General features: G+C 54.2%; 28 protein-coding genes. 12 read left to right on the top strand and 16 right to left on the bottom strand.

Features of this window, described 5'->3' with window-relative positions; genetic code table 11:
• The first annotated feature begins 11 nt into the window (after positions 1 to 11).
• Genes rpmI through lgt form a run of 3 tightly spaced genes read left to right on the top strand, consistent with a single transcriptional unit; the run spans position 12 to position 1,422 of the window.
• Complete coding sequence (gene rpmI, locus RHH27_RS08355; RefSeq protein ID WP_149818467.1) at positions 12 to 209, top strand: 50S ribosomal protein L35; 198 nt, start codon at positions 12 to 14, stop codon at positions 207 to 209.
• A 41-nt stretch (positions 210 to 250) separates the two neighbouring features.
• The gene (rplT, locus tag RHH27_RS08350; protein WP_149818464.1) at positions 251 to 601 is read left to right on the top strand and encodes a 50S ribosomal protein L20; all 351 of its coding nucleotides are present in this window, start codon (positions 251 to 253) and stop codon (positions 599 to 601) included.
• A gap of 14 nt (positions 602 to 615) precedes the next feature.
• Positions 616 to 1,422, top strand: coding sequence for a prolipoprotein diacylglyceryl transferase (lgt, locus tag RHH27_RS08345; protein WP_206199754.1), 807 nt, complete (start codon positions 616 to 618; stop codon positions 1,420 to 1,422).
• Here lgt and RHH27_RS08340 read toward each other — a convergent pair.
• From RHH27_RS08340 to RHH27_RS13385, 3 genes are all read right to left on the bottom strand, one after another.
• Positions 1,419 to 2,009, bottom strand: a complete 591-nt coding sequence (locus tag RHH27_RS08340) for a chromophore lyase CpcT/CpeT (protein WP_206199753.1) — start codon at positions 2,007 to 2,009, stop codon at positions 1,419 to 1,421. The genes lgt and RHH27_RS08340 overlap by 4 nt on opposite strands.
• Positions 2,010 to 2,070: 61 nt before the next feature.
• Positions 2,071 to 3,591 carry a uroporphyrinogen-III C-methyltransferase gene (gene cobA / locus RHH27_RS08335; RefSeq protein WP_302678026.1) on the bottom strand — a complete coding sequence of 507 codons (1,521 nt, stop codon included), beginning with the start codon at positions 3,589 to 3,591 and terminating at the stop codon, positions 2,071 to 2,073.
• Positions 3,592 to 3,594: 3 nt separating this feature from the next.
• Entirely contained in the window at positions 3,595 to 4,923 is a 1,329-nt protein-coding gene (locus tag RHH27_RS13385) for a M23 family metallopeptidase (protein WP_302678025.1), read from the bottom strand.
• 616 nt (positions 4,924 to 5,539) lie between these two features.
• Here RHH27_RS13385 and RHH27_RS08325 point away from each other — a divergent pair.
• Positions 5,540 to 6,010: a hypothetical protein gene (locus RHH27_RS08325; protein ID WP_206199751.1), complete on the top strand. Its 471-nt coding sequence runs from the start codon at positions 5,540 to 5,542 to the stop codon at positions 6,008 to 6,010.
• On the opposite strand, the gene ribD is transcribed toward RHH27_RS08325, so the two are convergent.
• Together ribD and RHH27_RS08315 are read right to left on the bottom strand one after the other, a co-directional pair.
• On the bottom strand, positions 5,982 to 7,121 hold the full coding sequence (gene ribD / locus RHH27_RS08320; protein WP_206199750.1) for a bifunctional diaminohydroxyphosphoribosylaminopyrimidine deaminase/5-amino-6-(5-phosphoribosylamino)uracil reductase RibD: 1,140 nt from the start codon (positions 7,119 to 7,121) through the stop codon (positions 5,982 to 5,984). The two genes, RHH27_RS08325 and ribD, sit on opposite strands and share 29 nt — an antisense overlap.
• Positions 7,122 to 7,130: 9 nt before the next feature.
• Positions 7,131 to 7,445, bottom strand: coding sequence for a DUF6679 family protein (locus RHH27_RS08315; RefSeq protein WP_024125163.1), 315 nt, complete (start codon positions 7,443 to 7,445; stop codon positions 7,131 to 7,133).
• A 290-nt stretch (positions 7,446 to 7,735) separates the two neighbouring features.
• Between RHH27_RS08315 and dnaK the strand changes: the two genes are divergently transcribed.
• The 4 genes from dnaK to RHH27_RS08295 are packed head-to-tail and all read left to right on the top strand — an operon-like array spanning position 7,736 to position 12,438.
• Positions 7,736 to 9,760 carry a molecular chaperone DnaK gene (dnaK, locus tag RHH27_RS08310; RefSeq protein ID WP_206199749.1) on the top strand — a complete coding sequence of 675 codons (2,025 nt, stop codon included), beginning with the start codon at positions 7,736 to 7,738 and terminating at the stop codon, positions 9,758 to 9,760.
• Positions 9,761 to 9,809: 49 nt separating this feature from the next.
• Entirely contained in the window at positions 9,810 to 10,790 is a 981-nt protein-coding gene (locus RHH27_RS08305) for a J domain-containing protein (protein WP_302678024.1), read from the top strand.
• Positions 10,791 to 10,793: 3 nt separating this feature from the next.
• A complete protein-coding gene (locus tag RHH27_RS08300; RefSeq protein ID WP_302678023.1) occupies positions 10,794 to 11,879 on the top strand; it encodes an acyl-CoA dehydrogenase family protein in 1,086 nt (361 codons plus the stop codon).
• A gap of 46 nt (positions 11,880 to 11,925) precedes the next feature.
• Positions 11,926 to 12,438: a DNA-3-methyladenine glycosylase gene (locus RHH27_RS08295; protein ID WP_255451731.1), complete on the top strand. Its 513-nt coding sequence runs from the start codon at positions 11,926 to 11,928 to the stop codon at positions 12,436 to 12,438.
• Here the strand turns inward: RHH27_RS08295 and RHH27_RS08290 are convergent.
• Entirely contained in the window at positions 12,429 to 14,120 is a 1,692-nt protein-coding gene (locus tag RHH27_RS08290; RefSeq protein WP_302678022.1) for a SulP family inorganic anion transporter, read from the bottom strand. The two genes, RHH27_RS08295 and RHH27_RS08290, sit on opposite strands and share 10 nt — an antisense overlap.
• Positions 14,121 to 14,405: 285 nt before the next feature.
• On the opposite strand from RHH27_RS08290, the gene RHH27_RS08285 reads away from it, so the two are divergent.
• A complete protein-coding gene (locus tag RHH27_RS08285; RefSeq protein WP_206199745.1) occupies positions 14,406 to 14,705 on the top strand; it encodes a DUF6825 family protein in 300 nt (99 codons plus the stop codon).
• On the opposite strand, the gene RHH27_RS08280 is transcribed toward RHH27_RS08285, so the two are convergent.
• Genes RHH27_RS08280 through RHH27_RS08270 form a run of 3 tightly spaced genes read right to left on the bottom strand, consistent with a single transcriptional unit; the run spans position 14,702 to position 16,417 of the window.
• On the bottom strand, positions 14,702 to 15,457 hold the full coding sequence (locus RHH27_RS08280; protein WP_302678021.1) for a DUF429 domain-containing protein: 756 nt from the start codon (positions 15,455 to 15,457) through the stop codon (positions 14,702 to 14,704). The two genes, RHH27_RS08285 and RHH27_RS08280, sit on opposite strands and share 4 nt — an antisense overlap.
• The gene (locus RHH27_RS08275; RefSeq protein WP_206199743.1) at positions 15,438 to 16,202 is read right to left on the bottom strand and encodes an EI24 domain-containing protein; all 765 of its coding nucleotides are present in this window, start codon (positions 16,200 to 16,202) and stop codon (positions 15,438 to 15,440) included. Before RHH27_RS08275 ends, RHH27_RS08280 begins: the two co-directional genes overlap by 20 nt.
• 38 nt (positions 16,203 to 16,240) lie before the next feature.
• The gene (locus tag RHH27_RS08270) at positions 16,241 to 16,417 is read right to left on the bottom strand and encodes a hypothetical protein (protein ID WP_302678020.1); all 177 of its coding nucleotides are present in this window, start codon (positions 16,415 to 16,417) and stop codon (positions 16,241 to 16,243) included.
• Positions 16,418 to 16,620: 203 nt separating this feature from the next.
• On the opposite strand from RHH27_RS08270, the gene RHH27_RS08265 reads away from it, so the two are divergent.
• The gene (locus tag RHH27_RS08265) at positions 16,621 to 17,052 is read left to right on the top strand and encodes an NfeD family protein (RefSeq protein ID WP_206199742.1); all 432 of its coding nucleotides are present in this window, start codon (positions 16,621 to 16,623) and stop codon (positions 17,050 to 17,052) included.
• Here RHH27_RS08265 and RHH27_RS08260 read toward each other — a convergent pair.
• From RHH27_RS08260 to RHH27_RS08250, 3 genes are read right to left on the bottom strand one after another with little or no spacing between them, the layout of a single operon-like run.
• Positions 17,039 to 17,467, bottom strand: coding sequence for a ferredoxin (locus RHH27_RS08260; RefSeq protein ID WP_206199741.1), 429 nt, complete (start codon positions 17,465 to 17,467; stop codon positions 17,039 to 17,041). The two genes, RHH27_RS08265 and RHH27_RS08260, sit on opposite strands and share 14 nt — an antisense overlap.
• A gap of 22 nt (positions 17,468 to 17,489) precedes the next feature.
• A complete protein-coding gene (locus RHH27_RS08255; RefSeq protein ID WP_149818434.1) occupies positions 17,490 to 17,876 on the bottom strand; it encodes a DUF1257 domain-containing protein in 387 nt (128 codons plus the stop codon).
• Between the two features lie 20 nt (positions 17,877 to 17,896).
• Positions 17,897 to 18,106 carry a DUF2997 domain-containing protein gene (locus tag RHH27_RS08250; protein ID WP_302679157.1) on the bottom strand — a complete coding sequence of 70 codons (210 nt, stop codon included), beginning with the start codon at positions 18,104 to 18,106 and terminating at the stop codon, positions 17,897 to 17,899.
• Positions 18,107 to 18,459: 353 nt separating this feature from the next.
• Between RHH27_RS08250 and RHH27_RS08245 the strand changes: the two genes are divergently transcribed.
• Both RHH27_RS08245 and RHH27_RS08240 read left to right on the top strand, forming a co-directional pair.
• The gene (locus tag RHH27_RS08245; protein ID WP_302678019.1) at positions 18,460 to 18,918 is read left to right on the top strand and encodes a hypothetical protein; all 459 of its coding nucleotides are present in this window, start codon (positions 18,460 to 18,462) and stop codon (positions 18,916 to 18,918) included.
• A 5-nt stretch (positions 18,919 to 18,923) separates the two neighbouring features.
• Positions 18,924 to 19,619 (top strand): Crp/Fnr family transcriptional regulator, encoded by a 696-nt coding sequence (locus tag RHH27_RS08240; RefSeq protein WP_206199738.1) that lies wholly within the window; start codon positions 18,924 to 18,926, stop codon positions 19,617 to 19,619.
• On the opposite strand, the gene RHH27_RS08235 is transcribed toward RHH27_RS08240, so the two are convergent.
• From RHH27_RS08235 to RHH27_RS08220, 4 genes are read right to left on the bottom strand one after another with little or no spacing between them, the layout of a single operon-like run.
• On the bottom strand, positions 19,608 to 20,111 hold the full coding sequence (locus RHH27_RS08235) for a hypothetical protein (RefSeq protein ID WP_302678018.1): 504 nt from the start codon (positions 20,109 to 20,111) through the stop codon (positions 19,608 to 19,610). The two genes, RHH27_RS08240 and RHH27_RS08235, sit on opposite strands and share 12 nt — an antisense overlap.
• A gap of 2 nt (positions 20,112 to 20,113) precedes the next feature.
• Positions 20,114 to 20,704, bottom strand: a complete 591-nt coding sequence (locus RHH27_RS08230) for an HAD family hydrolase (protein ID WP_302678017.1) — start codon at positions 20,702 to 20,704, stop codon at positions 20,114 to 20,116.
• On the bottom strand, positions 20,697 to 21,659 hold the full coding sequence (locus RHH27_RS08225; protein ID WP_302678016.1) for a glycosyltransferase family 9 protein: 963 nt from the start codon (positions 21,657 to 21,659) through the stop codon (positions 20,697 to 20,699). The genes RHH27_RS08230 and RHH27_RS08225 overlap by 8 nt, the downstream gene beginning before the upstream one ends.
• On the bottom strand, positions 21,659 to 21,817 hold the full coding sequence (locus RHH27_RS08220; RefSeq protein WP_302678015.1) for a hypothetical protein: 159 nt from the start codon (positions 21,815 to 21,817) through the stop codon (positions 21,659 to 21,661). The genes RHH27_RS08225 and RHH27_RS08220 overlap by 1 nt, the downstream gene beginning before the upstream one ends.
• Positions 21,818 to 21,833: the final 16 nt, after the last annotated feature.

Genomic DNA, 21,833 nt, shown 5'->3' with positions numbered 1-21,833 from the left:
AGGGCAAGGCTATGCCAAAGCTAAAAACACGTCGTGCTGCTGCCAAACGATTTCGGACGACGGGCAGTGGTAAGTTTGTCCGCCGTAAGGCCAACAAAAATCACTTACTCGAACATAAGGGGAGCGATCGCAAGAATCGTCTTTCCCACAAAGCCCTCGTCGATCCACGGGATTTTGAGCGAGTATCGCTGATGCTGCCCTACGCTTAATTGATAAATTTTCAGTTTTTGATCAAGGGTGAAATTGAACTATGGCAAGGGTCAAACGGGGTAACGTTGCCCGCAAACGGCGTAAAAAAATTCTCAAGCTCGCCAAGGGCTATCGTGCGGGGCACTCCAAGCTCTTCCGCACCGCCAATCAGGTGGTCATGAAGGCACTGTGCAATGCCTATCGCGATCGCCGGCGGCGCAAACGGGACTTTCGGCGGCTCTGGATTGCGCGGATTAACGCTGCTGCGCGTCAACATGGCATGAGCTACAGTCAACTCATGGGCGCCCTCAAAAAAGCCGATATTCAACTCAATCGCAAGATGCTGGCTCAATTGGCCGTGTTGGATACCGACGCCTTTGCCACCGTCATTCAGACTGCTCGCGCTGTTTAGAACCTATTCTAGGCATGATCGCCACTTTCCAATCGCCCGGTGCCACCCTTGAGCTAGGGTTCATCACCCTACGGTGGTACGGGCTACTCATTGCCGCCGCCGTCTTTATTGGCATTTGGCTGAGTCAACGCTTGGCACGCCAGCGGCAGATTGATCCTGATCTGATTGCGGATCTGTCGATTTGGCTTGTGGTTGCCGCTATTCCCGCTGCCCGGCTCTATTACGTCGCCTTTCACTGGGGCTTTTACCAAAAGCACTTAGATCAAGTGGTGCAAATTTGGAAAGGCGGCATTGCCATTCACGGTGCCATCCTCGGCGGTATGCTAGCGATGGCGATCTTTACCTATGTGCAGCGGCTTTCCTTTTGGCAAGTGGCGGATGTCATTGCCCCTTCACTAATTTTGGGACAGGCCATTGGACGCTGGGGCAATTTCTTTAACTCTGAGGCCTTTGGTGCCCCTACGGATTTGCCGTGGAAACTCTATATCCCTGCGCCGCAGCGTCCCCCGGCGCTAATCAACGAAGCCTATTACCACCCCACGTTTCTCTATGAGTCCCTTTGGAACCTAGGAGTCTTTGTTCTCCTGCTGTGGCTCTTTCGTCAACCTCGCTATCAAAAACCGGGAACGCTCCTGATGGTTTATGCCATTGCCTACAGCTTGGGTCGCTTCTGGATTGAAGGACTGCGCATGGACAGCCTGATGTTGGGGCCGCTGCGAATTGCCCAAGTGGTTAGCTTGGTTGCGATCGCCCTAGGGGCTTGGGGACTCTTTCGCCTTTATTACCAAGGCAAACCGTTACCCGATTGGCAAACCGCCTAGGCAATAATTTCATCAGCAAAGCTCTGCCAGCGCACAAAGTGAAAGGGACCTGCCACGGAGCCCCAAACGTGCTCATCGGTTTCGGGATCCCGTCCGCGATCGTGGCTAATGAAGCGATCGCCATCAATTTCAAACGTGCTATCAAGATAGGTTTCCCGTCCTTTACGCACGACTTTACAGGCTTTGCCCGGCTCCACTTCACCGCGAAAGCTGTGCCCTGTCCAGTAGGTGAGCATATTGCAGCCACAGAGGAGTTCCAAATCATCGGCTGTCATCGCCTGAAGCCGCTGGCGATCGCGAGCTGCGCCAAAGAAGCGTTTTTCATCCTTGAGTACGTAATTTTTAATCACAATGTGATCATTGGCGGGCACCAGTTCTAAAACCCGTGTGCGGTAGGGCACCCCTAGCAAATAGTCGTAGGCCTGTTCCACATAAAGGGCAATGCCCTCCAAAAGACCACTGGGCAGGGGGCGCATACACACCCGAATATGGGCATAGAAGGGGGGATTCTCAAAGGCTTGGGCTTGGTTACTAAAATCCGCCGCCATCCAACGGCCAAGGGTCAGCACATCGGTTGCGTGTGTCATGCTCCACAATTGCCTTACAACAGTCCTTTTTTCACACTAGCGGATTGGTGCACCCAAAGCACTAAGTGATCCGTAATAATGCCTGAAGGAGTCCCTCAAGGGTATGCTCTGTGGCTTCAGTATCCACCCGTCCCAAGAGTTCGCGACAAGTTTGCGAGGTTTGCGGGCCAATACTGGCAATCTGCACAGTCTGAAGTAACTCTGCCGCCTGCGCACCCACCAATTGGCAAAAGTGTTTCACCGTCTTAGAACTGGTAAACGTGATCATATCCACTTGACCCCCTTGCAGCGCCCCTAAGACTTGGGCATCAACAGTTTGGGGACAGCGGGAATCGTAGGCGGGCACCTCAACAACCTCAGCCCCGGCCGCTGTAAAGGTCTCTACTAGCACGGGTCGCCCACCCTTTTCAACCCGTGGGAAGAGAAAACGCAACCCCGCTACAGGTTCTGGGAATTCTGCCACTAGGGCATCGGCGACAAATTCACTGGGGGTGAAGTCAGCCACTAAGCCGTAACTGCTGAGGGTTTGGGCGGTTTTTTCGCCAACAACAGCAATCTTGAGACCCGCGAGGGTACGACTATCCTTGCCATGATGCTGCAACCGTTCCATAAAAAAGCTAACGGCATTGTGGGACGTGAGAATGAGCCAGTCAAAGGTATTGAGTTGCGCCAAAGCCTGATCGAGGGGCTGCCAAGAACTGGGGGGAACGATTTCCAGTGTCGGCATTTCTAAAACGGTGGCACCGGCGGCTGTCAGTTGCTGCGTAAAGTCACTCGCTTGCGCTGCTGCCCGGGTGACGAGAATGGTTTTGCCGTGGAGCGGAGACATGGCTGATGGGGAAATCTTCAAAAATTCAGGGAAGACCAGATCTAGACTAGCCAAAGGGTAGCGTTTTTGGGCGATCGCCCCCACAACCACGACGGCTGGTGCCCTGTCTGGAACGTGAGGCGTATTTAGATAGCTCTCCAACGTGCCGAACCAAAACTGTTGCTGCGGCTGGCCGGCCCATTGCAAAATTGCCAGTCCCTCAGCGGGCGATCGCCCCTGCCTCAACAATTGCTCGGCAATATATCGCAGGGAACGGGTGGCCATCAAAAAAATCAGCGTCTCCATTTGGGCGATCGCTGCCCAAGGAAGGGTTTCTGGCGCATGTCCCGACAGAATCGCTACGGACTGGCTCACATCCTTTGCCGTCAGACACAATCCCGCCAGCAGTGGTGCCGCCAGCGCTGACGATAGACCCGGAATCACCACCGCCTCTAGACCTGCCCCTAGGACAGCATCCAGTTCCTGATGCAAACGGCCAAACAGCCCCGGATCGCCACTTTTGAGGCGGACAACCCGCTGGTACTGCTGGCCATAGGCCACTAAAAGGCGGTTGATTTCTGATTGGGGAACTGCCTCAGCCCCTGCCCGTTTGCCCACCGCGACTCGCAAACAATCGGGGGGCGTGAGTTCGAGGAGGCGAGGGGAGAGCAGGGCATCGTAAAGTACCACCTGCGCCTGCTGCAGGCAAATCCATGCTTCGAGCGTGAGAGAGCGAGGGGTACCTAACCCCGCACCCACAAAATAAACCGCCAATGACTAGCCTTGGGTACGTTGCAGGAAGATCATTGGGTTGACCGCACCCCGCCCTGGGGGATGTATCTCAAAGTGAACGTGGGGCCCTGTGCTGCGACCGGTGCTGCCCATTTCGGCTATCTGCTGACCCTGCTCAACGTATTGGCCCACGCGCACCAAGTTGCGATGGTTATGGGCATAGAGCGTCAGGGTGCCATCGGCGTGGCGAATTTCCACTAGGTTGCCGAAACCACCAGAATTCCATTGGGAGTAGGTAACGACACCGGCGGCAGCAGCATAGATGGGCGTGCCAATGGGAGCAGCAATATCAATCCCGCGGTGCATCCGTCCCCAGCGCGGACCAAAGCCAGAGGTCAACACACCACGCGCCGGCCAAATAAAGTTGGTGGTTAGGCTAGGTAGAAAGCGATCGGAGTTGGGCAGAGGGGGTAGGTCGAGATTACTGGGTAAAGGGGGAGCCACAATTGAGCGTGCCACTTTGACGGGCACAGGGGGGGCAATGGGCTGTACAGCGGCAGGTGTCGGTGCTGCTACTGTTGTTGTTTGCGGGCGATTTGCAACAGTGGGCTGGGGTAGCGCTGGGCGAGCAGGCGGTTGTTGGACTGAAACTAGGGCAGGGGTGGTACGCCGCCGCCGCTCAGCAGCCCGCCCAAAGGGAACAGGCTCTAGGGTTGCAGTTGAGGTCGATGCGGCTGGAGAGTGCACAACTGCCACCCGCTGCGAGAGTTGAGTCGTTTCCCCCGCGGCGGACTGTGGTTCAACTGCCGTCGTAGTTTGCTCCAAAGAGCCACCCATCGCAAAGGGGGTATCAATGGCCAAAGTGGCCATGGCAGTGGTGGTGGCTTGTGTCACTAGATCCGCCAAGCTATCGGTGCGAACCCGCCGATCCACCACTTTGAAGGTCGGCTCAGAAGGACGGCTGAGACGGTCAAAGGAAGCAAAGGCAGAGAGGGTCAGCGCCGGTCTTCTGAGGGTGAGGGGGGCAAAACTGACTTGGGGCTGGATGGTGCGTTGCCATGCCGTTTGGGTGACGCCCAAGAGTAGGTCGGTTTTGTCGGCGGATAAAAGATTTTCAAATTCCGCAAGCGGGTCTTGGGTTTCAGTGCTGAAGAGGGAGGGGAGGTTGAGAGATTCGGGGCGAATGTCCTTTGAACCCAGATCGCGATCGCCTGCAAGAGTGGTCAAATCAAGGGCTTGCGTAGGCTGAATCAGAACAAAGGTACCCAGCAGGGGCAGACAGGAACAAAGGGAGCGCAGCGAACGACCAAGCATAGCAGCAGGCGCAAGAGGTGCATCCTGAGAGGCGGTAGGGGTACGACTATCGTTGCTCAAGGTAATCCTCCTCGCACACAAAATTGACAGTGATTCGACAAAGCGGTGAACCGAGAACACACATCATGAGCAATCGTCCAAGGTAGCCAGAGGCCACTCGCCGCATCTATGCCTAAAACTGTCCCAATCTGTTGTTTATGCAAAGGGTGTTTTGGCACCACGACGAAACTTCTAGGTGACTTTACCCAATCCACAACCAAATGACAAGCCACCCCCTTGCCTCGTCCTGCCCTCTCTGGGGGGGTGAATTACTTGCTGCAAAATAAAAATACGAATTTTCTACCTACTGGTCAATAATCAAAAAAACCTGAATTCATCACGACTTGGGCTTAATTACTACCCATGAAAGAAAAATCATTATTTCCAATAAATAAATAAGTAGAGTAAAGTTAGCTAATCAGTGTGTATAGTTTTTTTTAATAATGTAAGTCAGTTGACATCCTTCTCAGCGTTGATCGTTAAACCAAAATTGTCCTATAACCCTTGTGCCAAATTGCGCTAAAAGTGGCACATATTCATCTTCGCTCTTAGGAACAATTAGAGCAAGCTTGCTTGGTAAAATAAACCAGTTTGTAACGATTTTTGGCGATCGCCTTTTTGATGGAGCGTTGTCCCCATGACTTACCACAAGCTGTGGTTTCAACAAACAGCAAGCCGCCTCAAAGTCTTGCGTCCTTTTCCTCCCTTTAGTGTTGTCCAAAACTTTATTCGCGAATATCTTCCCAACCTCATTGACTATATGGATGGCCAAGGATTGGATCTGCGGGATCCACAGCACTGGTGGGAGAGTATCCACATTGACGGCATTTTGGAATTAGAAAATAGCGAGGGGGAAACCCTGCGGGTGGCGGCTGGGATTATTGAGCAGTGGCGCAATGCCAACGCTGCTCTGCGCCTGATTACAACCCCGGCAATGGCCAAGCTGCGGCGCGAGTCCCTCAATGTCAGCCAGCATTGGCTTTTTTATGTCTCTAGTCGCAAGCCCTACCCGGAGTCACTGTGGATTGATTTGCTCTATGAGCAGGCGGATACGCCCCCCACAGAAACGGGCTGTACCATTATTGAATTGACGGAACCCGAGGCCTAGGCGGTAGGTAGCCCACCACGAGAATGTCCTCGCCCACGGTTTGCCAAGTCACGTCCTCGAGGCACAAGGCCTCATTCATCTTGGTTAAGCCGAGATCGGCCACTGGGGCGGGGGCATCGGAGCCACCAATAATTTTTGGCGCAATAAATGCCCACACTTTCTGTACCATGCCTTCGGCGATCGCTGCCGCTGCAAGGGAACCGCCGCACTCCCAAAGCACCGTCATAATGCCCCGTTGATGCAGCTCTGCCATAACGGTGGTCGGTGTTAGCGGCTCTCGGTGCACCACCTCCACGCCCCGTGCCTGCAATTGGGGAATGAGGGGATGTTGGGGTGAAGCAGCGGTAACCACCAATGTTGGAGCCGTGGTCGTTTCCCACAAAGAGGCATTCGGCGGTAGATCAAGGGTACGACTCATCACCACCCGTAGGGGGTTGCGCTCATGGCGCGAGGTCAAAAGGGGATTATCCAGACGCACGGTATTGCCCCCCACAATCACGGCATCGCATTCAGAGCGCAGTTGATGCACCATGGCGCGTGCGGCTTCACCACTCACCCAGAGACTGTGGCCGGCACTGGAGGCAATTTTGCCATCGAGGGTCATGGCGTATTTGAAAATGCCAAAGGGACGCTGATAGCGCACCCGATGCACAAACGCTTCGTTCAGGCGTTGACACTCTGCTTCCCGCACGCCGACGGTGACTTCTATGCCTGCTGAGCGCAGCCGTTCTACCCCCGCCCCCGCTACTTGGGGATTCGGATCAATCATGCCCACCACCACCCTGGGAATACCCGCCGCTATAATCGCCTCGGTACAGGGGGGCGTGCGGCCATAGTGATTGCAGGGTTCAAGATTGACGTAGAGGGTGGCCTTGCTGAGGAGGGGGCGATCGCTCTCGCTGACGCTGCGCAGGGCAAACACCTCGGCATGGGGTTCCCCTGCCTTGGGATGAAACCCCTCCCCAATCACCCGTCCCTCCGCCACAATCACACAGCCCACGAGGGGATTTGGAGCCGTACAGCCTTTGGCACGAGCGGCTAACTCAAGGCAGCGCCCCATGTACTGGGCATCAATCGTGGCTATCTCCTCCACAACGGGGGCTGAGCGCATGGGTAAGAATCAACGCTCGTGTTCGGTTTCCGAGGAATGCTTCGGCAGTTGCTCCGCCTCTGGACACTCATCCGCAATGGGTAACTCCGCATAACCCCGCGGAACTGCTGCGAGCCGCCGTGAAATCGAGCCAATGCTTTCGATATTGACGATCTCTTCCCAAGCACACACTTCGTCGTCTTCCTCCGTTTCGTAGCGGATGGTAACAACATTCCCTTCGATGTCCACAATGCGTGCCCGGTCAATCAGGCGTTGTTGATCCCGCAAGTAAATCCAGACTTCTTGGCCGTCGGTATAGAGTTGATAAAGCTTGCGGTGTAGCATAGAACGGTCTCCTTCTCGGAATTGGGCGTAGCAACAGTTGATAAGCTGTGCTGCAACCTCTTGCCTGTCATCTTACCGCTAGACTTCAAAAGATGAGCAGCGGTGAATGGGAGGTGTGGGGACTGAGGTTGTTCATATCGTTGTAGCGATCGCGCAGCACAGGGGAAAGAGTGATTCTCTGACGGTCTGAGGCAGATCTCGTACAATCGAATAAGCGTAACAAAGGGTAAATAATCCGTTACTATAACGCTATTCATTTATTCTAACCAGTGCGGAGTCGTTCAAACGGCATGGGCAAAATTGTTGGCATTGATTTGGGGACAACCAATTCCGTCATTGCTGTGTTGGAAGGGGGAAAACCCGTTGTGATTGCCAATGCAGAAGGCTCCCGCACCACCCCCTCTGTGGTGGCCTTTGGCAAAGATGGCGAGCGCCTTGTGGGTCAGTTGGCGCGGCGACAGGCGGTGCTCAATCCCCAAAACACCTTCTATGCCGTGAAGCGGTTTATTGGCCGCGAATACAGTGAACTGACGGCTGAATCCAAGCGGGTACCCTATACCATTCGCCGCGATGAATCGGGTAAAGTGCGCATCAAGTGCCCACGCTTGCAACGGGAATTTGCCCCCGAAGAAATTTCAGCCATGGTCTTGCGCAAGCTGGTGGAGGATGCCAGCCGCTATCTAGGGGAACCCGTCACCGATGCGGTGATTACTGTCCCCGCCTACTTTAATGATTCGCAGCGGCAAGCCACCCGTGATGCTGGGCGGATTGCGGGTCTGAATGTGCGGCGGATTATTAATGAACCGACGGCAGCAGCCCTTGCCTATGGCCTCGATCGCCAGAAGGAGCAGACGATTCTCGTTTTTGACCTTGGCGGTGGCACCTTTGATGTCTCCATTCTCGATGTTGGCGATGGCGTGTTTGAGGTGAAGGCCACCAGCGGCGATACCCAACTGGGGGGCAATGATTTTGATAAGTTGATTGTGGACTGGCTAGCCGAAGACTTCCTCGCCAAAGAGGGCATTGATTTACGGCGCGATCGCCAGTCGCTACAACGGCTCACCGATGCTGCCGAAAAAGCCAAAATTGAACTTTCAGGCTTACTGGAAACCAATATCGATCTGCCCTTTGTCACCGCCACAGCGGATGGGCCAAAACACATTGAAACCACCCTCAGTCGTCGCCAATTTGAAGACCTGAGCCAAGACCTGCTGCAACGGCTGCGCTATCCGGTCGAACAGGCACTGATGGATGCCCATTTAACCCCCGCTCAAATTGATGCCGTGGTGCTGGTGGGTGGTGCGACGCGGATGCCCATGGTGCAGGATCTGGTGCGGCAGATGATTGGCCGTGAACCCAACCAAAATGTCAACCCCGATGAGGTGGTGGCTGTTGGTGCCGCCATTCAAGCAGGCATTCTCGCCGGGGATATGAAGGATATCCTGCTGCTGGATGTAACCCCCCTTTCCTTAGGGGTGGAAACCATTGGCGGCGTCACGAAGGTGCTGATTCCCCGCAATACAACGATTCCGGTGCGCCGCTCCGATATTTTCTCAACCTCAGAAAATAACCAAAGCCAAGTGGAAATCCACGTCGTTCAAGGGGAGCGGGAACTAGCAGAACACAATAAGTCCTTGGGACGCTTTAAGTTAACGGGAATTCCGCCAGCCCCTCGGGGGGTGCCCCAAATTCAAGTATCCTTTGACTTGGATGCCAATGGCCTGCTCCAAGTGGTGGCCTTGGATCGCTTTAGCGGGCGCGAGCAAAGTGTGGTGATTCAGGGGGCATCAACCCTCAGTGAAGAGGAAATTCAGCAGATGCTCTTGGATGCCGAGACCAACGCTGCCAGCGATCGCCAGCGGCGGGCACGCATTGAGAAGCGCAACCGTGCCCAAGATTTGATTCACCGCGCTGAACGTCAATTGCGGGAAGCGGCTCAGGAATTTGGCTATCAATTTGCCGCTGATCAGCGCCGGAGTATTGAGGCCCTGGTGCGGCAATTGCAGGAGGCCATTCGCAATGAGGACGATCGCCAGATTGACCTCACCTATGCGGCTCTTGAAGAGCGGCTCTACGACTTTGTCCGCCAACTGCGCCTCAGCGAAGAAGCATTGGAAGACGATGAGGATGTCTTTAAGCTGCCCAACCTCAAGGAAGCAGTCAATAAAGGCCTTGATGCGGTGCGGGGTCGAGAGCGGCGGCGTGACGATTATGAGGATGAGTGGGATGAGCCACCCCGGACGCGGCGTTCTCGGGGGTATTCCCAGCGCAGTGATTCAGCCGCATGGGAGGATTGGGATGACGACGACTGGTAGAACTTGTTTGCATTGTTTGCCGCAACTGTGAGTGTAGATAGGACTGTCGATGCGTAATTTTCGAGATTACTACCAGCTTTTGGGCGTGGATCGAGGTGCGAGCACTGAGGAAATTAAACGTGCCTATCGGCGGCTGGCGCGGCGGTATCATCCCGATATGAATCCGGGCGATCGCGCTGCTGAAGAGAAGTTCAAAAATATTAGTGAAGCCTACCAAGTCCTAAGTGATCCGGCTCGCCGTGAGCAATACGATCGCTACGGTGAATATTGGTCACAGCCCGGCTTTCGCACTCGCCCTTCCCAACGTACCACTATGGCTCGGCGCAATGGCACCAGTGTCAGGGAAGAACCCGACCTCAGTGAAGATAATTTTCAAGAGTTTTTGGATCAACTGTTGGGTCGGCGATCGCCCCGCACCTCTACGGTTGCTGCGGATCCCCCCCGTCGCTCGCCTACGATAGACACAGACTACTTTCGCCCCGGCACCGTCAAAACCGCCTATACCGCTGTGAGTCGTCGCGACGCTGAAGCCACCCTAGAAATCCCTCTCGAGAAGGCCTACGAAGGGGGACGGGAGCGGATTCGCCTTGGGGATGGGCGCTCCTTAGAAGTGACGCTGCCACCGGGGATGGTTACGGGTCAGCGGATTCGGCTGCGGGGTCAAGGTACGGGTGGAGGTGATCTCTATCTGAAAATTCAAGTGACGCCCCATCCCCTCTTTCGCCTTGAGGACTACGACATCGTCTGTGAACTCCCCGTGACCCCCAGTGAGGCTGCCCTCGGCGGCCAAATTGAAGCCCCGACCCTCGATGGTTGGGTGAAAATGATGGTGCCAGCAGGGGTGCGCACAGGCCAACGTTTGCGACTGGCGGGTAAGGGCTATCCTCGCCCCGATGGCGATCGCGGTGACCAACTGGTGGAAATTGTCATTACACTGCCGCCCCAACTGAGTGATGCTGAACGCGATCTCTACCGGCAACTTCAGGCCATTGAGTCCTACAACCCCCGTGCCCATCTGGCGTACTCCTAAACTATGGATGCCTTGGTCTTTGCTGACCCCGCAGCGCAGCCTCTCCTAGAGGACATTCAGACCTACCTCAGTACCGTTGTTGCGCCAATTGCCAACCGCATTGATCAGCAAAAGTCCCTTTTATCGGAAAGTCTGCAAGCCCTAGGGAATTTGGGCATTTTTCGTTTGGCGGTACCCAAGGCAAGGGGGGGATTGGGGTGCGATCGCCGCACGCTCTGGCATTTGAGCTTACAACTAGCGCAAACCTCCGGTGCCCTTGCCTTTTTGGTGGCACAACATCAATCCGCCTTGGGGATGATTCTTGAACATCCTGAAGGGAACGTTGCCCAAACCTACTTGGCGGACTTAATGAAGGGGCAGATGTTGATTGGTGTCAGCTTTTCCCACTTACGCCACAACCCAGTGGATCTACAAGCTCAACCGACCAGCGAGGGCTACCTCTTGCGGGGAACACTGCCTTGGCTCAGTGGCTTTCAGCACATGACCATGTTTGTGGCCGCAGCGCCTTTACCCGATCGGCGTCTTCTCTTTGCCCTCATGCCCTTTATCAATGCCCAACAGGCTGGCGGTGGCATTTTGCACCTCTCATTGCCCTTGCCTCTAGCGGCTGTGCCCTCAACTCAAACGGTGCAAGCAGAAGTGGTGGATTGGTTAGTCCCGCGGGAAGATGTAGTGGGTATCAGTGAGGTGGATTGGCTGGCCGTCCGCGATCGCCAGCAATTGCTGCGGGGCAGTGCCGCCCCCATGGGCTGTGCCCGTGCCAGTTTGCAGATTCTCGCTGAGAGTGCCGACGCCAAAGACCTCTATCACCACTTTCGCGATCGCTGGCACCGCCTTTACGACCAGATTCAAGAAGAGCTAGAGAACCTGAATCCCCCCCACCATGCAAAACTGCGCGCCGCCGCCATTCACCTTGCCGTCCAAGCGGCTCAGGCTGCCCTGATGACAACGGGTGGCAGTGCCTTGATGCTCAGTCACACAGTGCAGCGTCTCTATCGCGAAGCCATGCTCTACACCGTCTCTGGCTTGAATGCCCCCGTGCGCCATGCCTTGATGGAGGATTTGTTGCTTGAAAAGGGTTCCCACTGAGCAAGATCAGTGTCTGCCCCTTGAGTGGTTGGCTCGCCCTGCCCCAGTGGTTGCCCAAGAATTACTGGGGTGTCTTCTCGTGCGACAGCAGGCCAATGGTCAACTCTACCGCGGCCGTATTGTTGAAACTGAAGCCTATATGGCCGGCGACCCCGCGTGTCATGGCTACCGTCGCCAAACGGCTCGCAACGCCCCGATGTTTGCGGCACCAGGGACAATCTATGTCTATCAAATCTATGGCATTCACCACTGCCTGAATATCGCCAGCGATCGCCCCAATTTTGCCAGTGCTGTTCTCATTCGTGCCCTTGAGATGCTTAGTCCGCCCTTGCCCCCCCGCAGTGCTGCTGGTCCGGGGAAACTGTGCCAAGTCTTGGGGATCGATCGCCAGCTTTCGGGCTTGATGCTAGGGAAAGAGAGCGGCCTCTGGTTAGAAAAGCCACCCCAACCCCTAACAGCCCCTGTGGTACAAACCACTCGCATTGGTATTTCCCAAGGTCAGGAGATTCCGTGGCGGTGGTATGTGCAGGGCAACCCGGCGGTCTCGCGTTATTCGTAGCTGCCCGTTGTCACCTCCAGCAATTCCTCCGGTTGGTGAAGAAACTGGATCGCCTTTTCGAGGGCTTGTCGGCGATCGCTCACCACATGGTCTGCCGGCAACCGATCCAAAATACGGAAGCGTTGCAGCCGCTGTTGCACCTTATCCGCCGAACCATTCACGAGAAAAATTGCTAAACGATGCTTTTGTGCCTCTTGGATGAGTGACTCAATGGCCAACGTTGCCGTTACCCCCAACAGGGGCACACTGCTGACATCCAGAATCAGCACCTTATAGTCCGACATGATCGCCTGCCGCTGGGAAATTGCCCAAGCGGAGCCAAAACTCATCGGGCCACCAAGGTGGAGGAGCAACAGTTGACCCTTGGCTTCGCGGAAGAGTTCTTTTTCCTCGGGGGTGAGGGGCGTTTGATCATCGGCGTGGGTAATCGCCTTCACATCCTCCGATTGCAGATCCGCCAAGCGCTTGATCGTCAGCATATTGGCAATAAAGACACCCACACCCACCGCCACAATCAAATCCACAAAGACCGTCAGCAGCATCACGCCATACATAATGAAGGCCGCCCGCAGGGACAAGAGGTGGGCACGCTTGAGAAAATTCCAGTCAATGATGTCAATCCCCACCTTGATCAGAATCCCCGCCAACACGGCATTGGGAATCGGTTCCGTCAAAGGCGCAGCCCACAGCACCACCATCAGTAGAATGACAGCGTGGATCATGCCCGATAAGCAGGTGCGTCCCCCCGCTTGAATATTTACCACTGTGCCCATCGTGGCACCGGCACCGGGCAGACCACCAAATAAGCCGGACAGTAGGTTACCAATACCTTGGCCAATCAGTTCCTTATCGGAATCGTGCTGGGTGCGGGTAATGCTATCGGCAATCACCGAGGTCAGGAGCGAATCAATACAGCCGAGCATCCCCAGCATTGCCCCGTCCACAATCATCGTTTTCAGCGCAGGCAGTGTAAACGTCGGCGGCACAAACGCTGGCAGCCCCGTGGGAATCGTGCCAATGCGGGTCAAACCGGCATCCGCAAAAAACACCATTGACAAAATCGTGCCTAAAACCAAGGCGAGAAGCTGTGGCGGCACAATTCGCCGAATTTTCTGGGGCGTGAAATAAATGAGTCCGAGGGTGAACAAGCCCAAGGTAAGGGCAGCCGAGTTCAGGGTTTGAATCCACTCTGGCAAGTTTTGCACTGCCCCCAAGACCCCCCCTTTACTGCTGTGCCCCAACAGGGGACCAATTTGCAGCAGGATCATGATTAGGCCAATTCCCGACATAAAGCCAGAAATCACGGTGTAGGGCATGAGGGTGATGTATTTACCCAACCGCAACAGACCAAAGAGGATTTGAAAACCGCCCGCCAGCATTACCACCGTAAAAGCCATGTATAACCCCTGTTCGGGATATTCACTGGTCAGGCGGGTGATCACTGCCGTCATCACCACCGTCATCGGCCCTGTCGGATTGGAAATGAGTGTTGGCGTGCCCCCAAAGAGAGCCGCAAAAAAGCCAAGAAAGACGACGCAGTAGAGTCCCGCCGTTGCACCAGCCCCAGAGGTGACCCCAAAGGCCAAGGCCATCGGCAAGGCGACAATGGCGGCAGTCAGCCCACCAAAGAGATCGCCGCGCCAATAGCGAAAGTGAACTCGATTAACTAAATTTGTTAGCATTTCTGCCCCTTTTGGCGAATCTAGAGAGGGTGTCATAGCGAAATCGCTGTTAAGAGCACTCCCTATGGGAGTATCCTCATAACTTGTAGCTATGGTAAGAAAATATTTAATTGATATAATTCTATGCTTTAGGGGAGACAATCGGTCTAGGGAAAACATCAAAGAATTTCTTATCTGTCCTATAGGCAAAAAGGGGAGAATCGGCAGAGAGCGAGGCTTGCTCACTGTAAAACTTTGTTACACTCAGGGATTGAGAGCAGCAACTTACGAGGTCATGACACTCCTATGAGTCAATCGCCGCTGGATGCCTTTTTCCTTGGTCGAGCAACCGCAACGCTCCTGCGTGATCAGGCGCAGCATCTATTTGTGGAATTCCTAAGTCAACTGGGGCGATTTGATGCCGAGCAGCAGCAGCGGCTCCATCAATTCATGGAAGAGGTGCAAGCTCGTGCCCGTCAAGAAGCAGAAATGGTGGTGCCTCGGCGTAGCCAACAAGTGGATTGGCAAGCTTTGATTGATGATTTGCGGGCGGAAATTGCTGCTCTACGCACGGAACTGCAACGCTACCGCAATCGCGAAAGCTAGGCACGCGGAACAACAATATAGCCAGTTTTTAAGTAGGCATCGGTTGATGCTGGCTTTGGGGAAAAAGACTCACCACCCAAAACCCAGTGGCGATCGCGCCCCCAATACCACCAATAGGCTGCCGTGTAGGCACAGAGAACGGCATCGAGTTGATCTTCAAGAGCCTTGAGGTCTCGCCCGTTGCTGGGGATTTCGATAGTGAGTTCTAGTGCTAAGGGTGGCTCACAGTGGGGAAGCTGGGTGGCCATTAAATCCCTAAGCTTGGCTAACCCTTTGGCTCGTTCTGCAAGGCGGCCTTTTTTGTATTTAATGATTTGGTCAAGCTGAAAGAGGGCGATCGCCGTGGCATGGGGGAAGACTTCAATTTGAAATCGCCCGTGTGCTTGGGGGTCGATTGTAGGCGCATGGCGAAACCCCCGTTGGCTAAGGGCTTGACTAAAACCCGTGGTGTGCTGCGCAAAGGGGGATTGCTGATTGGCCGGATAGCAGCCGGCGTGATAGCGCCCAAGCAGTTGGTGAGCTTGGCGATCGCAGGTACGCATTCCCCGCAAATTGGGAATAATGAGGGGGGCATCCACCGCCACCATGGCTGCTTGCGCAGAGGGTGCATCGCGATCAATCCATGCCAAAAGTTCATCCGTATCACGGGAGCGATCGCAAGCGACCACCGCCAAATCTTGTCCCTGCCACTGCAAACAGCAGTACCCTGATGCCCCTCCTTTCCAAGCCAGATCAACGCCGAGAAACCGCATTCACTGCCATCAACTGTTGTTGCGGTGGATGATCTTGAATCAGCAAAGCAGCAGCCACAACTCCCACTGGCGGTACCAGCACTAACCCCACGAAGGGAATGAAGAGTGCCAAAAACTGCGCTAGACCAAGACCATAGATTTGTGGCGTATAGGCACGGGTCAAGAGCTTGCGCTCTCTCAAAGAGGTGCTGTGTTTTTCAAGGAGGTAATCAAAGCTGCTTCGCCCTAGAAAGAAACTGTTAACGATCGCCATCACGATAGGTTGCAGCGGCCCTGTTAGAAATGAAAGCAGCAGGAAGATCACCTGCAACACTGCATCCCGCAGCGCAAACCAACCACCGATAATAGCGTTCAATAGATCGCGCCGCCACCCCACCTCAATCGTTTGTCCCGTGGTAATTTTTTCAACACGGTTGAGCAGCGGACCAAGGAAAGGAATCACCACAAGGGGAATCAGCGTTTGATAGCCAATTAGGGCCAAAAAGACAGCAATGAGGGTTGCCAAAATATCAATGAACCCTTGGTAGAGCCACTGCCATTCCCCACCCACAAACCAATAATCACCAATGACTTGAACAGCCCAGAAAGCAGCAATGATAAGCGTTACCCCCAGAACGAGGCTCAAGCAGGCAGGTAACAGCAAATAGCCCCAAAGACGATAACGGGCGATAAAAAAAAGACCACGACCAAAGGCAAAGAAACCCGCCTGAAACCGCCGTCCTGCTGCCCAAAGCTGCTTGATCACTCAATCATTCTTCTAGAAGCCCCTAGGAAAATCCTAGCCTATCCACGGCGGGGCGGTGTTCCTTCATCATCCGGCGGCGGCGCATCGGCAACAAAATCAGGGGTATTGACCTGTTCAGTACGGGAAACTGGCGTTGCTGTCGGTCGCCATAGCCAACTGGTCAACAGTCCAAGGGTGAGAAGTCCCACCAAGAGGGGAATGAATAGATCCGTCATCGTTGTTCGCCTCATTGAAGTCATTATTGTACAGAATCGAATGAATCTCTCTTGAGTGCTGGCTCTCTTGACGCAGTGGGACTCTTGTAAGTTCCAGTGCAACCTTTCGCAAGAATTGAATACACTCAAAACGGTTAAGCCTGCTCGCTGTAGCCGCAGAGTTTGAGCTATCGTTGAAGTGGCTGCCTTGGGTGATAAGAGCAATGCCCCTGTCTCCCTTTTGGATTTGGTTAATTGTTGCCATCATTCTTTTTGTGATGGAGCTTGTTTTGCCGACGGCTTTTATGGAAGCCACTCTCGGCCTCAGCGCCCTGATTGTTGCCTTTCTCTCGTTTCTGATTCCCAGCTTTTCAATACAGATTCTCCTCTGGATGCTGCTCTCTGTTGTGGTGGCCTTTCTCCTGCGGCGGTATCAACCAAAGCGAGTTCCCCCCGTCCTCAAGGAAGCCGCCGAGGCGGAAACACTTACGAAAATCCCCGCTGGCGAGACGGGGCGAGTGCTGTACGAAGGGATTTCTTGGCAAGCTCGCTGTGGTGATCCCCGCTTGGCCATTCCCGAACATCAGCGGGTGATTATCATTGGCCGTCAGGGAACGACGCTGATTGTGATGCCCGAGGATGCTATTCAGTCCTAGGCGGCGATCGCCGTTTCTTGCGGTGCGTGGTGGCTGGATCAATGGGGAAACCGGCAAGGGGAACCACCTGCTCAAGGCGTTCTTTCTCAAGCCGTTTTAATTCCGTGTAATCTACCCAGTGGATACAGTCAACGGGACAGGTATCAATGGCTTCTTGAATCAGTTCAAGGGGGTCACCATCTTGGCGTACCACCCGCGATCGCCCGTAGTTCGGCTCGATGTAAAACGTATTTCGCGCCACATGGGCACAGTGTTTGCAGCCAATACAGGTAATTTCATCGACATAGACACCGCGCTGACGGTGAGTGCCCCCGAGTTCAGGTTCGTAGCCGCTGCGAGGTTCACTTTGGCGAAGTTGGCCGCCAAGTTCTGGCTCTAAACCAAGGGGTTGCCCCTCTGCCCCGTGCCTCTCCATTGTTTTGAATGATCTTCAACGGCTAGGAACGCCAGCGTTGCAATACGAGCTTGACACTCCCATCGGCCTGCTGTTCTGTGGCCTGCACTTGGAAGCCCTGCTCAGTAGCGGATTGCAACACCGCATGGTAGGCATAGCGCTGAGTGACTTTATTCAAGAAGCGATCCACTGACCATGCCTGCTGCCAAAACTCCAAATCCGCCACTAGCTCATACTCGGTGCCATTCCAGCGAAAGCCAATGTCATAGCCGTTGTCTTGGGGAACAACGACTTGAGCCGTTTGGGTTTGACCGCGAAAGCCGCGCACTTCTTGGCAGCCAGATTGCCATGGTAAGCCCAAGTCCGTTAGGGCAGCCTGGAGGGCGGGTAAACTGCGAATTTGGGTTTTGATTTGGCTGAAGTGCGACATGGATCACCAATCCTCAACGATTACCACTGGGAGGGGACAGATTGAACAGCTAACTGATTTTCTTCCTCTTTGGGAGCGTAGTATTCTGCGGTGGGCTGTTGGCTAATGACACACCCCAGCTGCGCTTCAATGGCAGCAGTCACCTCAGCACAGGATGCCCCAGAAATTCCCGTCACCGTTTCAACGACACGGCCATCGGGATAAATCACGAATTCAAGGGTTTCTAGCATTGGCACAACCTACTCCCTCGCAGTTATGACAAACCGCTCACGAGGATAAAATTCAAGTCCTAACCTATGGAACTCATTGTGACGAAGGCTAACCAAAGGAGTCAAGGGCTTTAATAAACTTTACACTCCGCAGCAGTTTCCCCCGGCTGCCTGAAGACCTGAAGAATCAGTCATCTATAGAGCCAAGTCTGCGTCGAGAATTGATAAGAGATATGTGAATTGCTTTTCTTGGACGGGACGGCGGCCTCAGGGCGATCGCGACCTCACTCAATCCCTCTGCAAAAGGCGGTATGATATTCAGAAATTCGTTTCGCCTTAAACTCTCAGAAAACCATAAAAAAACTTAAAAAAATATGGGGCAGTCTTTTTCACCATTAACAGTTTTGGCCTTGGCATTCCTACGGGGGGTATCTTCCTCTCTGTGGCCAGCGATCGCCCGCGGCGAGTCCCAAGAATCCATCAATGTCAATCCCCAAGACCAAGTACACAGTGCTGAACAATTTCTCGATGCCCTCTTTGGCAATCACGTTGATTTAGCGTTGAGCTATTTACATCCGCAACTGCAACGGGAGTTTTCACCGAAAAAATTGAAGCAACGCCAAGCCAATTTTCTGAGGCGGGTAGGCGTGTACAAAGAGCGTCTTGGGAGTCAGATCAACGACAATATTGTCAGTATCAAGGTAGCCTTTTCTAACGTTACAGATACATTGATTGTGATGATGGATAGCAATGGTAAGATCACAGGTGTTGATTTCCCTGCAGCGCCTGATGACCTGTCTGCTCAGCCTCTGCTTTCGCCCTCTCGGCCTTGACCTTTATGCAAGAACGGCGTAGTTCTCCTGCACCTGAATTATCTTTACAAAATACGCCCTTTTTTCGCGACTTACCCCAGGCAGTGGTGGAGAAAGCCCTAGCCCATGTAGTGACACGTCAGCATCCCGCCAACCGCGTGATCTTGCTGGAGAATGATTGGGGCACATCGGTTTACTTTATCCTCAGTGGCTGGGTCAAAATTCGCACCTACAACATTGATGGCAAAGAAGTCACCCTGAATATCCTCGGTCCCGGCGAACTCTTTGGCGAAATGGCTCCCCTAGAGGAAGTGCCCCGCTCAACGGATGTGATTACCCTAACACCGACAGTTGTGGCCAACATGCCCGCAACGGATTTTGTCAATCTTGTCAATACGGAACCTCAAGCGGGCATACGCCTCGCCAAGTTGATGGCACGACGGCTCCGGCAACTGAACCGGCGACTGCGGCTGCGGGAATCGGATAGTATGTCACGGGTGGCGGATATTTTGCTGTTTTTGGCGGATGGTCAAGGGCGACAGGGAGCGGATGGCCTAGAAATTCCGAATCTGCCCCACCGCGAACTGAGTAGCTTAAGTGGCATGGCACGGGAGACGGTAACACGGGTGCTTGGGAAGCTGGAGCGCAGGGGGATTATTCGCCGCAACCCAGAGAGCCTGTGTATTACGAATCTACGTGCCCTAGAAAGTTTACTCCTTTAGGACTAAGAACAATAATGATTGCCCTGAAGAGGATGGCAGCAAGTAATGCCCAATGCTCCAGCCAATGAACACCCCTAAAATTGCCATTTGAATCAGCACTAGCATAATTTGCCAGTTCTGGTAGCCAGCAGCTTTCATTTCAATGCGCACGAGAATTTCGGTGCCAATGAGAATGGCGATCACACTAAAGACGTGAAAGGCAATAATGGCAAGGGTGACAGCGGTACTCAGCACCAGTACGGTCAAGAGACTGGGGGTGCCCACGCGCATAATTAAGCTACTAAAGATATTTCTAGGGTTGCTCTGGCGCGATCGCAACAGGCTAGAGGTGCCCCCCACAACAAACACTATCAGAATTGCTGCCAAAAAAGAGGCATAGGCTGACCACAGCCAAGGATAGGCGGACAAATACCAGCCCACGAGGACGTAGCCCAGAACCACCAGCAACAGTAGAGCAAGGGGAAACTTGGTATAGTCTGGCGATGCGCTCATCGCTAACGGGGTGCAAGGTGCGTACAAATCCACTCTACGGCAGCGGCTAAATCTGATGCAATGTAATCGGGTCGACTGGCGTGCTGGTAACTCCCCTCAAGAACGCGATCGCCAAAGCCGGTTTGTACTAAAATCCCATAGCAGCCGGCATTCCGCGCCAGATCAATATCGGTCGCTTTGTCCCCCACCATGACACTGCGGCTGAGATCTAAATCATGATCCCAAGCGGCCGCTACGAGCATTCCTGTATTGGGTTTGCGCCATGTTGTCCAGCCCGCATAGTCGGCAACCACTCCCCCTTCAGGACGGCTGAGATCAGGACAGAAATAAACCGCATCCAACACCGCACCGGCACTGGCGGCTAGCAACTCCTGAAGTCTGTGGTGTAGGGCATGAACATGATCGATGCTGTAATAATCTCGCGCAGGACCTGATTGATTGGAGGCTAAGCAGCAAAACCACCCCGCATCATTGAGCCGTCGCACTGCCTGAGCCACACCGGGGATGAGCTGTAAGTCCTCAAGGCGGTGAATATAGCCCACCTCTTGGTTCAGCACGCCATCGCGATCGAGAAAGACAGCCGGTCTAGCCATGGCGAGCCGCCTCAATCACGGCTGACACGGGAATATCGGCCATGTTGCCAGTAGGGGATTTGACGGCTCGAAAGCGCGGATCGTTGGGCAGGAGTTTGGCAGGATCCGTAGGGCCAAAAAGCGCCACAAGGGGAGTCCCCACCGCCACGCCAATGTGCATCGGGCCACTGTCGGTACAGAGAATCTGTTGTGCTTGTTGCATTAGAGCTGCCAGTTTGCGCAAGTCTGGAGGACGGCTAATCTTAATTTCCGGTAGCGCCTGCGTTAGCGCACTCACCCATGCGTGATCTTCAGGCCCGCAGACCACGATAAAGGGCAGGTGCGGCTCCTGCTGTTGCAGCGTCTGGACGACCTCAACCCAAGCAGCGGGGGGGTAAATTTTGTTAATTCCCTTGGTAAGTGCCATCTGACTTGAGCCACCGTGCAAGAGGCGATACCGCCCAGTAATTCCTAGGCGTTGCTGCTCTGCCGTTGCCCACTGTTGATCCGCCTCAGCAATCACGGCCTTGGGCAGGGGACAGGGGGTAGTGATACCAAAGGCTTGCAGTAAGTCGTGGTAGGTGGCGGCGCTGTATTGATCAAGGTTGACAGGTACCGCATCGGTGAGAAACCCCAAGGGATTGAGCTTCGCAAAGCCCACGCGCTTGGGAATCCCCGTCAGCCACAGCAAAAAGCGCACCGCCTTACTGCGCCCCAAGGAGAGAATGGCATCGTACTCCCCATCCCGCAGCATACCAATCAGATTTACCCACTCAGCCAAGGCATTGCGGTCTTTGAAGTCAAAGGGAATCACTTGGTGGACTGTAGGACTCAGTTGGTAGGCAGCAACCGCGCGGGGTTCAACAACCACATCAATTTGACTATTCGGAAAGTGGGTTTTGAGGTCCTCGAGGGTAGGAAAAAACAAAATTTGATCCCCAATACCCCCTGGCACCAGCGCAACAATATTTTTCATCAGCGACCTCCAACAGCAAAAAGCCTTGAATCCAAAGCCCCACAAAAGCCACTGCCTTTCCAGAAGGAGACCACTTGGCAGGGCTTGATCCAAGACTGAGCCGTTGCTGGCTGATTCAGCATAAATGGTGGATTCTGGTTGACCACAGACACATCCATAGGGCTAGGTTTCCTT

This window comes from Thermosynechococcus sp. PP555 (assembly GCF_031583225.1).
In the GTDB taxonomy this organism is placed as follows: domain Bacteria; phylum Cyanobacteriota; class Cyanobacteriia; order Thermosynechococcales; family Thermosynechococcaceae; genus Thermosynechococcus.
This window is presented reverse-complemented; position numbering and strand designations above follow the sequence as displayed.